The 11,186-nt window shown below is 70.5% G+C and carries 9 protein-coding genes; all 9 read right to left on the bottom strand.

Going from position 1 to position 11,186, the window contains the following annotated elements:
* Positions 1–116: 116 nt before the first annotated feature.
* The 9 genes from ACFV6X_RS33000 to ACFV6X_RS32960 all read right to left on the bottom strand — a co-directional run bounded on the left by ACFV6X_RS33000 (position 117) and on the right by ACFV6X_RS32960 (position 10,856).
* On the bottom strand, positions 117–2,474 hold the full coding sequence (locus ACFV6X_RS33000) for an AbfB domain-containing protein (protein ID WP_385389872.1): 2,358 nt from the start codon (positions 2,472–2,474) through the stop codon (positions 117–119).
* A 141-nt stretch (positions 2,475–2,615) separates the two neighbouring features.
* Positions 2,616–3,650, bottom strand: coding sequence for an ABC transporter permease (locus tag ACFV6X_RS32995; RefSeq protein ID WP_385389870.1), 1,035 nt, complete (start codon positions 3,648–3,650; stop codon positions 2,616–2,618).
* Positions 3,647–4,609: an ABC transporter permease gene (locus ACFV6X_RS32990; protein WP_385389868.1), complete on the bottom strand. Its 963-nt coding sequence runs from the start codon at positions 4,607–4,609 to the stop codon at positions 3,647–3,649. Before ACFV6X_RS32990 ends, ACFV6X_RS32995 begins: the two co-directional genes overlap by 4 nt.
* The gene (locus ACFV6X_RS32985) at positions 4,602–6,164 is read right to left on the bottom strand and encodes a sugar ABC transporter ATP-binding protein (protein ID WP_385389867.1); all 1,563 of its coding nucleotides are present in this window, start codon (positions 6,162–6,164) and stop codon (positions 4,602–4,604) included. Before ACFV6X_RS32985 ends, ACFV6X_RS32990 begins: the two co-directional genes overlap by 8 nt.
* Positions 6,165–6,236: 72 nt before the next feature.
* A complete protein-coding gene (locus ACFV6X_RS32980; RefSeq protein ID WP_385389865.1) occupies positions 6,237–7,331 on the bottom strand; it encodes an ABC transporter substrate-binding protein in 1,095 nt (364 codons plus the stop codon).
* Between the two features lie 200 nt (positions 7,332–7,531).
* A complete protein-coding gene (locus ACFV6X_RS32975) occupies positions 7,532–8,539 on the bottom strand; it encodes a LacI family DNA-binding transcriptional regulator (RefSeq protein ID WP_385389863.1) in 1,008 nt (335 codons plus the stop codon).
* Positions 8,540–9,150: 611 nt separating this feature from the next.
* Complete coding sequence (locus ACFV6X_RS32970) at positions 9,151–9,531, bottom strand: VOC family protein (RefSeq protein WP_385389861.1); 381 nt, start codon at positions 9,529–9,531, stop codon at positions 9,151–9,153.
* Positions 9,532–9,728: 197 nt separating this feature from the next.
* Positions 9,729–10,391 (bottom strand): class I SAM-dependent methyltransferase, encoded by a 663-nt coding sequence (locus ACFV6X_RS32965; RefSeq protein ID WP_385389859.1) that lies wholly within the window; start codon positions 10,389–10,391, stop codon positions 9,729–9,731.
* 117 nt (positions 10,392–10,508) lie between these two features.
* Entirely contained in the window at positions 10,509–10,856 is a 348-nt protein-coding gene (locus tag ACFV6X_RS32960) for a hypothetical protein (RefSeq protein WP_385389857.1), read from the bottom strand.
* Positions 10,857–11,186: the final 330 nt, after the last annotated feature.

The raw sequence follows: 11,186 nt of genomic DNA, 5'->3' as shown, positions 1-11,186 counted from the left end.
TGGGGGGGGCGCCGGGGGGGGGGGGCGCCCGGGGGGGGGGGGGGGGGGGCCCCGGGGGGGGGGCCGGCGCGCGCCCCCCCCCCCCCCCCCGCTCGGTTCTGTGCGTCACGCCCGGATCACGGGGCCCACGGGGCCTCCACGGTCCACGTGGTGTCTTCCGTGAAGAGTGCGGGGCTGTCCCAGGTGTGCGTGCCGCCCGGGGTGGCGAGCCACAACTGGGAGTCGTAGTGGCGCAGATACTGTTCCGGGAAGTTGTACGCCGACAGCCGCACTCCCCCGTTCGCGCCCCGGACCGGGCAGAAGGTGGCGTCGGCCCGGAAGAGGTCGCCGCTGCCCGCCTCCTTGTGGACGCGGTACTCGCGGTGCCGCAGGTACTCGCCGGGGTAGTTGCGCGACTCGAAGCTGTAGCAGGAGCTGTTGGCGAGCCCTGCCACGATCTTCCAGGTGGTGTCGTTCTTCAGCAGGGCGTCGCTGCCGCTGCCGACGACCTCCGTGAAGGCCGCGCCGTCCTTGTGCCGTACGTAGCGGTCGGTGTGGCCGGGTGTGGTCACACGCAGCGACCGGTACTGGCCGGTGGGCAGGGTGAGGGGGGCCGTCGGTCCCCGGGAGGCGTCGATGAGCGCGCGGTTGGCGGCCCTGACCCTGGCCTCGTCGACCTTGACCACCTGACGGTCGTAGGTGAGCAGGCCGTTGGCCTCGTTCTCGACGTCGGTGATCTCGGTGTAGACCGAGGCGGACAGGCCGCGCGGCATGCGTACCTCGCGGATCGCGTCCAACAGGCCGACCAGACGGTTGTTCAGGTGGGCCAGGCTCGGCTGGTCCTCGTAGCTGAAGCCGCCGCCGGGATACCACTCGTGACCGGCGACCTTGAAGCCGAGGCCGCCGAACTCGCCGAGGACGGCGGCCCGCGTGGCGCTGGGCACGGTGGTGCCCGGCCCGACGTAGACATGGTGGTCGACGACGTCGCCGTTGCCGCCGTCGACGGCACCGCAGCAGTTGACGCCGCTCATGTTGTTCACCAGCCGGGAGGGGTCGTACGCCTTCACCTCGCCCGCGATGCGGGCCTGGTCGTACTGGCCCCAGCCCTCGTTCTGGTTGACCCACATGATCAGTGAGGGTGAGCTGCGGTGCTGGTCGATGACGCGGTCGTACTCGGCCTCCCACTGGGTGCGGGCGGCGGCGTCGGGGGTGCGCAGGTCCATCGAGGGCATGTCCTGCCAGACCAGCAGGCCGAGCCGGTCGGCCCAGTAGAACCACCGCTGCGGCTCCACCTTGATGTGCTTGCGGACCATGTTGAATCCCAGGTCCTTGTGCTTCTGCAGGTCGTGACGGAGGGCCGCGTCCGTGGGCGCGGTGTAGATGCCGTCCGGCCAGTACCCCTGGTCCAGGGTGCCGGTCTGGAAGACGAACTGCCCGTTGAGGACGGGTCGCAGCAGACCGTCGACGCGGGCGAGGCCTACGGAGCGCATGCCGGTGTAGCTGCCGACGGTGTCGGCGGTCGTGCCGCCCGAGAGCAGGTCGGCGCGCACGTCGTAGAGGAACGGGTCGTCGGGGGTCCACAGGCGTGGGCTGGGGACCGGGACGGTGAACTCGGTGCCCACCGTGCCGGTGGCCGTGCCGACCGTCGTGCCGCCGGTGGAGACGGTGACGCGGGCCTGATGGCCGCTGGTGCCGGCACCGCGGACGGTGACCTTGAGGCGGTTGTTCGCCGGGTCCGGGACCATGTCGAGGCGCGCGATGTGCGCGGGCGCCGTGGGTTCGAGCCACACCGTCTGCCAGATGCCGGACGCCGCCGTGTAGAAGATGCCGCCGCCGGGATGCGGGGCGACGTCGCGGATCCGCTGCTTGCCGACGGCCTGGCCACCGGTCTCGGTGGGGTCCCACACGGAGACGACGAGCGTGTTGGTGCCGCCGTTCAGGAGGTCGGTGATGTCGTAGGAGAAGGCGTCGAAGCCGCCGTTGTGCAGGGCGCCCGCCTGGCGGCCGTTGACCCACACCGTGGTACGCCAGTCACTGGCACCGAAGTTGAGCTGGACGCGGCGGCCGTTCCAGTCTGCCGGGACCGTGAAGGTGCGCTTGTACCAGAGCTTGTCGTTCTGGGTGATCCTGCGCTGGATGCCGGACAGGGCGGACTCGGCGACGAACGGGACGCGGATCTGCTCGGTGAAGGACGCGGGCTGGCCGGCGTCCGCCGGGGTGACGGCGAAGTCCCAGATGCCATTGAGGTTGGCCCAGTCGGGGCGGGTGAGCTGGGGGCGCGGGTATTCCGGGAGTGGGTCGGTGGTGGGGACCTGGTGGGTCCACGGGGTGGTCATCGGGGCCGGTTCGGGGGTCCAGACCCGGGGCGCGGCTGCGGCGGTCCCGGTGGCGGTGAGGGCCGTACCGCCGACCAGGGTCAGCGCGGCCAGCGCGGTGGTGGCCCACCGCGCCCGCCGTCTGAGCCAGGCACCCGGTCGGCGCAGTGCGGATGACATGGGACGCATCGTGACTCCTTCACTAGTGGGGGTGCGGAGACGTGCGTGTGCGGAAGGCGGCCGGGCACGGGGGTACCGGCCGCCTGGATCCGGACGCGGCGGCCGGGATCGCGCATCGCGCGGCTGCCGCGTCCGGGGCTTTCACATCAGTTGCCGTCTGCGGCCCAGCCAGGTCTGGGCGACGACGACCACCGCCAGGAAGGCGCCGCTGACAACCTGCTGGTAGGAGGAGTCGAGGGAGCCGATCTGGTTGATGACGTTCTGGATGACCTTGAGCAGCAGGACACCGACCAGCGAGCCGCTGACGTAGCCGAGGCCGCCGGTGAGCAGGGTGCCGCCGATGACGACGGCGGAGATGGCCTCCAGTTCCATGCCGTTGCCGAGGATGGTCACGCCGGAGGCGAGCCAGGCGGCGTTGAGCGCTCCGGCCAGCCCGGCCAGCAGTCCGGACAGGGTGTAGACGAGGATCTTGGTCCGGGCGACCGGGGCGCCCATCAGGGCCGCCGCGTCCTCGTTGCCGCCGACCGCGTAGACGTGCTGTCCGAAACGGGTGCGGCGCAGCACCACCGCTCCGGCGGCGAACAGCCCCAGCGTGATCCACACCGGGTTGCCGAGGCCGAGGGTGCTGCCCTGGCCCAGTTCGGCGAGGAACGAGCCCTTGCCGATCAGGAAGGTGTCCGCGCCCTCGTCCGTGATGGCCAGCATCAGGCCGCGCGCGCCGAGCATGGCGGCCAGCGTGACGATGAAGGGGGCCAGCCGGGAACGGGCCACGAGCAGCCCGTTGACGACCCCGATCAGTCCGCACACCGCGAGCGGCAGCAGCAGCGCCACCAGGGTGCCGTGGCGCGACCCCCAGGCGGCCAGGACCCCGCCGAGCGCGAACAGGGAGCCGACCGACAGGTCGATGCCGCCGGTGATGATCACGAAGGTCATGCCGAGGGCGACGATCGCGAGGAACGCCGAACCGGTCGCCATGTTGCCGACGTTGTCGCCGGTGGCGAAGGAGTCGAAACTGAACGACGCCACCAGGCAGACGAGCACCAGCACGGCCAGCGCGCCGTGCTGCTGGATCAGGGCGCTCAGTCGCTCGGAGCGGGCGGAGCCGACCGGTTCGGTCTCCTCCGAGGGCTGCTTGCTCGCGGTGGTCACGGGTGCGTCCGTCCTCGTGGCGGTCATCGCTTCCCCCGTCCCCGTGCCGCGTACACGGCGGCGACGATCACTATGGCCTGGGCGATCTGGGTCCAGGAGGGCGGCAGATCGTGCTTGATGAGGGTGGCTGTGAGCAACTGGATCAGGACGGCCCCCGCCACGGTGCCGGCGATGTTGACCCGGCCGCCGGTCAGCGGGGTGCCGCCGACGACGACCGCGGTGATGGCGGAGAGCTCCATCAGATTGCCGAGGGAGGTCGGGTCGCTCGCCTGGAGGCGGGCGGTGGCGAGCACTCCGGCGACGGCGGCGAGCAGGGCGCAGACGACGTACACGATGATCAGCACGCGGCGTACGGGCAGTCCGGCGAGCTGCGCCGCGGGGCGGCTGTCGCCGATCGCGAGCAGTTGGCGGCCGAAGGTGGTGCGGCGGACCACGAAGGCCAGCAGCAGCGCCAGGCCGGCGGCGATCAGGATCAGGTACGGGATGCCGAGGAGGTCGCCGGAGCCGAGGGAGGCCAGTGCGGGGTTGCGCAGGTCCTCCAGTTGCGGCAGCAGGACCAGTGCGAGGCCCCGGCCGCCGACCATCAGCGCCAGGGTCGCGACGATCGGCTGCACCCCGACGAACGCGACCAGTGCTCCGTTGGCCAGGCCGACACCGGCCGCGAACACCGCCACCACCAGCAGCGCGGGCAGCAGGCCGTAGCCGAGGTAGAGCGCGGTGACGGAGGCCGCCAGCGCCATCACGGCACCGACCGACAGGTCGACGCCCTCGGTGCCGATGACCAGCGCCATGCCGAGCGCGACGATGATGACCGGCGCGACCTGCACGGCCTGGGTGCGGAAGTTCTCCGCGGACAGGAAGTGCGGGGTGATGGCGATGTTGACGACGAGCAGGACCGCCACCCCGGCGTAGACGCCGTAGGTCTGCAGCCACTGCGGCACACGCGTCTTGTCCAAGGGAGCGGTGCCCAGGGCGGCCTCAGCCATCGATCGCCGCCTCCTCGCTCAGGTCGGGCGCGGGGGCGTCCCCGGCGATGGTCCGCATCAGCTTGTCCTCGGTGACGTCGTCGCCGGTCAGCTCGCCGACGACGGCACCGTCCTTCAGTACGACCACGCGGTCGGACCCTTCGATCAGTTCCTCCAGGTCGGAGGAGATGAGCAGGACGCCCAGGCCGTCGGCGGCGAGTTCGTCGACGAGTTTCTGCACCTCTGCCTTGGCGCCGACGTCGATGCCGCGGGTGGGCTCGTCCAGGAGCAGCACCTTGGGGTTCATCGCCAGCCAGCGGGCGAGCAGCACCTTCTGCTGGTTGCCGCCGGACAGTTCGCCTACCTTCTGCTGCGGCGAGGACGCCTTGATGCGCAGTCGCTTCATGAAGGTGTCCACGATGCTGTCGACGCGGGCCTCGGAGACCAGGCCGAAGCGGGACAGGCGGGGCAGGACGGCGAGTGCGATGTTCTCGCGGACCGACAGGCCGGGGACGATGCCCTCGCTCTTGCGGTCCTCGGGCAGCAGGCTGACGCCCGCCCGGATCGCGGCCGGCGTGGAACCGCCGCGCAGGGGGACACCGGCCACGGTCACGCGGCCCGAACGCAGCGGCAGGGCGCCGGAAATGGCCTTCGCCGTCTCGGTACGTCCGGAGCCGAGCAGGCCGCCCAGTCCGACGACCTCGCCGGGCCGGATGCTGAGGGAGACGCCGTACAGCTGGTGCGGGACCGTCAGTTCCTCCGCCCTGAGCACCGGTTGTGCGCCGGTCGCGCCGTGGTCGCCGGTGAACTTCGTCAGACCCTCCTCGCGGACCTCCCCCAGGTCCCGGCCGAGCATGGTCGACACCAGGGTGAGCCGGTCGAGGTCGGCCAGCCGGCCGTGGTGGACGCGACGGCCGTCGCGCAGCACGGTGACGGTGCCGCAGACGGCGTAGAGCTCGTCCAGGCGGTGGCTGACGTAGACGACCGCGATGCCCGCGTCGCGCAGGCGCCGGATCACCGAGAACAGGGTCTCCACCTCACGCGGTTCGAGGGAGGAGGTCGGTTCGTCCATGACGACGATCCGCGCGTCGGTGGCCACGGCACGGGCCAGTGCCACCATCTGCTGGGCGCCGACGCCGAGGGTGCGCAGCGGCCTGCGGACGTCCACCCGGACGCCGTAGGTGCGCAAAGCCTGCTCGGCCTCGCGGTTCATGCGGGCGACGTCCAGCACACCGAGGCGGTTGCGCGGCTCCCGGCCCAGGAAGAGGTTGCGGGCAACGCTGAGCAGCGGGATCAGGTTGACCTCTTGGTAGATCGTCGAGATCCCCGCCTTCTGCGCCTCCAGGGGGGTGGCGAAGGAGACCTCGCGGCCCTGGAAGGTGATCTCTCCGGCGTCGGGCCGGTACACGCCGGTCAGGAGCTTGATGAGGGTGGACTTTCCGGCGCCGTTCTCGCCGATGAGGGCGTGCACCTCACCCGCGTGCAGGGTGAGGTCCACGTCGTCCAGGGCCCGGACGCCGGGGAAGGTCTTGCTCAGGCCGCGGACGGCGAGGACTTCGGCGGGTGGTGCCGCCACCTGTGCCTCCAGGAGGAAGTGATCGAGGAAGGACGGTGGGGCCCGGACAGCGGGTCCGGGCCCCGTGCGGGTTCAGTAGGCCTTGCCGATGTCCGTCTTCGCGTTGTCCCCGGTGTAGGCGCCGTCCTCGATGACGATGTCCTGCGCGACCTCCTCGCCCTTGGTGAAGGTGTCCAGCGTCTGGAACGCCAGCGGGCCGAAGCGCGGGTTGGACTCGATGACGCCGCTGATCCAGCCGTCGACGATGCCCTGGACGGCGTTGCGGGTGCCGTCCACCGTGACGATCTTGACGGCGCCCGGCTTCTTCCCGGCGCCCTTGAGCGCGGCCACCGCACCCAGGCCCATCTCGTCGTTCTCGGCGTAGATGCCCTTGATGCCGGGCTTCGACTGGATGAGCTGCTCGGTGACCTGCTGGCCCTTCTCCCGGGCGAAGTCACCGGTCTGCTCGAACACCACCTCGAGGTCGGGTGCCTTCTCGGCGATCCGGTCCTTGAAGCCCTTGGTGCGCTCGGTGGTGACGTTGTTGCCCGCCGAACCGAGCAGGATCGCGACCTCGCCCTTGCCGCCCGTGGCCTCGATCATCTGGTCGGCGGCGCGCCGGCCCTGCTCGACGAAGTCCGAGGCGATGAAGGAGACGTAGTCCTTGCAGGCGGTGGCGTTGATCTTGCGGTCGATCGTGACGATCGGGACCTTCTTGGCGGCCGCAGCCTGCAGCACCGGGTCCCAGCCGTCGGAGTTGAGCGGGGCTATGACCAGCAGGTCGGCGCCCTTGGCGAGCAGGTCCTGGACGTCGCTGATCTGCTTGGAGAACTGCGACTGGGCGTTGGCCGTCAGCAACTTGACGCCCCGCTTCTCGGCCTCGTCCTTGATGGACTGGGTCTCGGCGATGCGGAACGGGTTGGCCTCCTTCTCCGACTGGGAGAAGCCGACGGTCGCGCCCTTGAGGTCCAGCTTCTCGCCGCCGTAGGCGTCGACGGTGCAGGTCTTGCTGCCCGGCTTGGGCGTGGCGACCTTCTGCTCGGCGCCGGCGGCGGGCGGGGACTTGGTGTCCTTCGACGCGTCGTCCTCCGACTTGGCGCAGGCGGTGGCGGTCAGGGCCACCGCGGCGGCCAGGGCCACGACCGTGGGTCGGGCGAGGAGGCGAGGACGGTGAGTTGTGCGCTGCATGGTGACCCCGATCCGGGCGACGCTGAAAGGGAACTAGGGAGGTGCGGCACAGTGCGCGAACACTGCTCTCCCTCCGGCGGAAATTGTTGGCAGGTCCGCCGCAAAGAGGTTTTTACATCGTTGGAAGGATGCTGTAAACCCCCTCTGCACGGGGGCACTTGGACTGCGGGAAAGCGGAACCCGCCGCAGGGGCGGCCGCCCTAGCGGCGCCCCACAGTGCTCTCCCGCTCCACCAGGCTGTAGTCGGCCCAGATCCGCCGGGGTTCGGGAGCCGCGCCGTTGAGCCGGGCGAGCACCGACTCGACGGCGAGCCTGCCGATGGCTTCCTTGTCGGGTGACACGGAGGTGAGGGTCACCGCGCCAAAACGTCCCTCGACGACGTCGTCGAAGCCGACGACGGCGATGTCCCCGGGAATCCGCAGCCCTCGCTCGTGCAGCGCCCGCATGGCGCCGATGGCCATCGGGTCGTTGTAGGCGAACACCGCGTCGGGGCGGCGCCCGCTGTCCAGGATGCGGGTCATGGCCGCGGCCCCGTCCGCGTGCCCCCAGCCCACGGTCTCGGCCACGAGCCCGTCATCGGCGGGGAGTCCGGCCGCGGTCAGCTCCTCATGCCAGCCGCGCACCCGCAGTTGGGCCGGCTCGCTGCGCCCGCGCCGGGCGCCGATGAAGGCCACCTCCCGGCGCCCGAGCCCGACCAGATGCCGGACGGCGGCGCGGGCCGCCGCGACGTTGTCGATGGCGATGTGGTCGTAGGGCAGGTCGTACTCCCGCTCCCCGAGCAGCACCAGCGGCACCTGCTCCGTACGGTTGCGCAGGTCGTCGGTCTCCAGCTCGATGGGGCTGAGGATGAGACCGTCGATGACGCGGGCCCGAAAGCCCTGACTGACCAGCATCTCCTGCTCGCGACGGCCCCCGGTGTGGTCCAGCAGCACGATGTAGTCGTGCGCGGCGGCGGCGTTGATGACGGCGGCGGTCAGTTCGGCGAAGTACGGGTTGCCCAGCTCGGGCAGGGCGAGCGCGATGATGCCCGTGCGGCCCTTGCGGAGGTGCCGGGCGGTCAGGTTGGGCTGATAGCCGAGAGCGTCGATGGACCGCTGGACGCGTTCGCGCATGGCCGGTGTGACGTGCTGGTAGTTGTTCACCACGTTGGAGACGGTCTTGATGGAGACCCCAGCGTGCGCGGCGACGTCCTTGAGGCTGACCCGCACGGCATTCCCTTCGAAGTGGCCCCGACTCGGGTGGTCGGGGCGGGTGCCGTGTCGTCACCGTGAGCCGTGCGCCGAGTCCCTGTGGGTGATCTTTACAACGTTATATATCCGCGATCGGCACGCTGACAAGGCACCGGTCGGCACCTTCCGGAAGGAGGCGTGGGGCGTTGGGGCGGTACGGCGAATCCCGGCCGGGCGGGGGCACGCCGTCAGGAGGCTGTCATCTCGCAGGTGTCGTCGTCGTACGACACGGCGGACGGCGACTCGGTGGCCGGCGACTCGGATGCCGACTCGGTGGCCGGCGACTCGGATGCCGGCGACTCGGTGGCCGGCGGCGGTGGAGTCGTTGATGCCGGGGATGCGGAGGATGGCCTCGTAGCGGACGGCGAGCTTTCATCCCGAGTGAACGACGGTGTGAGGGCGTCTGAGCCGTTTGGTGCCGCGTTCGACGGCGTGCCGGCGGCCCGAGGTCCAACCGTCTTGTCACCGCCGGGGTGGGCGTGAGGTCTCCGGAGATGGGGTGCTCTGCTTGTCGACGAGCCCCTGCCGGAGACCTCACTCACGTCACGACCACGACCGCCCGGGTGCTGCCTCGTTGCCGGCGGGGGCCGTCAGAGTGCAGCGAGGCGGGCCTTGAGCAGGCAGAACTCGTTGCCTTCGGGGTCGGCGAGGACGTGCCACTGCTCCTGCCCGGTCTGGCCGATGTCGGCCGGGCGGGCACCGAGCTTCAGCAGGCGTTCGAGCTCGGCGTCCTGGTCGCGGTCGGTGGCGTTGACGTCGATGTGCAGCCGGGACTTCCCGGGCTCCGGCTCGTCTCTGCGGCTGAGGATGATCGTCGGCTGCGGGCCGCCGAAACCTTCGCGCGGCCCGATCTCGATGCTCCCGTCGTCCTCGCGATCGAGCTCCACGAAGTCCAGGACCTCGCACCAGAACCGCGCCAGCACCTCGGGGTCGCGGCAACCGAGCACGAGTTCACTGATACGACAGGCCATTGACGAAACCTCATTTCAACGTGGGAACTGCCGGGTGCCCGCGCGCAGCTCTCTGGGGCTCCCGGCGGTGAGGACACTCGCGCGACCGTACCGGGTGAGGCGAGCAGTGGCGAGCTGATTTCCGACCCTCGCCCGACTGGTTCGCCAGGCGAGGGCGACAGGCCGCGCAACTGCCTTGGGGCCCCGTTCTCGATCGGTCAGGCTGCCTCTGTCGAGGCTTTCCGGGCGAGCAGGTGAATCTCCCGGAACTGCCGTCGGTCGGTGGGCTGGGGCTCGCGAACCGTCCGGGCCACCTCCGCCAGTCCGGACCCGCGCAGCAGCGCGGCGAGGTGATCAGGCGACCACCGATAGGCCGGCGCGACTGTGTGATCGAAGACCTGCGTCGGGTGGGACGGATCGTCGCTTGCCGAGAAGCCGACCAGGAGGTGGCCGCCAGGTGCCAGCACACGATGGAACTCAGCCAGGACGACGGGGAGTTCCTGGGGCGGAATGTGGATGATGGACCACCGTGAGAGCACGCCGTCCAGCGCCCCGTCAGCGATGTCCAACGCGGCCATCGAGCCCACGTCGAACCTCAGGTCCGGACAGGCCTGGCGAGCCAGCTTGATCATCGCAGGAGAGGCATCGACACCGAACGCCGCCAGCCCCAACTCGTCGAGATAGGCGGTGACATGGCCAGGCCCGCACCCCAGGTCCGCGACCTGGCCGTCCCCGCTCGCCCGCACGGCCTCGGCGAAGACACCCAAGATCGCACGGTCCAGGGGACTGTCACGCAGTGTGTCGCGGAACAGCTGCGCATAGGTGGGGGCAACAGCGTCGTAGGCCTCGCTGGTGGCGCGGAGGGAATCGTGATCGACCATGCTCGCGACGGTAGTTCCTTGCGCGCGGTGCGAGAAGGTGACCGATGCTGCTCCGCAAGCGGAGCCGCTGATGTGCTCTGCCGAAGAAGGCCTGGAAGAGGGCCCTGACGGTCGTCGTCAATCCGCGTACACGAAAGTCAGGCAGAGAGCCGCGAGCGGCACGACGGACGCGCCGAGCAGCGTCAGCACCCCCGGAACCGCCGCCGTCAGCGGCTCCCTGCCTTTGCGCCGGCCCCAGCGGAACACCACATGGGCCAGGACGGGCGGCAGCGCCATGAGGACGAGGAAGACCACCGGCGCCGCGAGCCGACCGAAGGTGGTGGTGCCGGTGTCGGTGACCAGGTGCCAGGCGGTCGAACCGAAGACGACCGCCGGTCCAGCCAGCAGGACGAGCGAGAGGACCGACGCCACGGCGACGGTCAGTCCTTCGGTCAGCCGTTCGGCACGCGTGCGCTCCCGGCGCACTTCCCGTGTCCCGCCGTACCCCATTGTCCCTGCCCCCCCAGGTGCCGCAGTGCGATGTCGTCCATCGTCTGTGGTCCAGCCGCTCAGCCTGTGGCCACGCGGACTGATGATGCCAGGGCTCCCGGGCCAAGGAGTCGATCATGTCATGCCGGACCGTCGGCGTTCGGTTGGCTCCGCACCGACGAGGTGGTGTCCGCGGGCCCTGCCACTGTTGAATGGCCCAAGATCTTCTCCTTTTGGCGGCCCAGGCAGCTGGGCCACCACGAGGCTAGGGTCGAGATGTCACCATCGCTGTCGGCCTCTTCGGCTTTGCGTGGCCACGCGGTGAGT

The sequence above is a fragment of the Streptomyces sp. NPDC059861 genome (assembly GCF_042731435.1).
In the GTDB taxonomy this organism is placed as follows: domain Bacteria; phylum Actinomycetota; class Actinomycetes; order Streptomycetales; family Streptomycetaceae; genus Streptomyces.
This window is presented reverse-complemented; position numbering and strand designations above follow the sequence as displayed.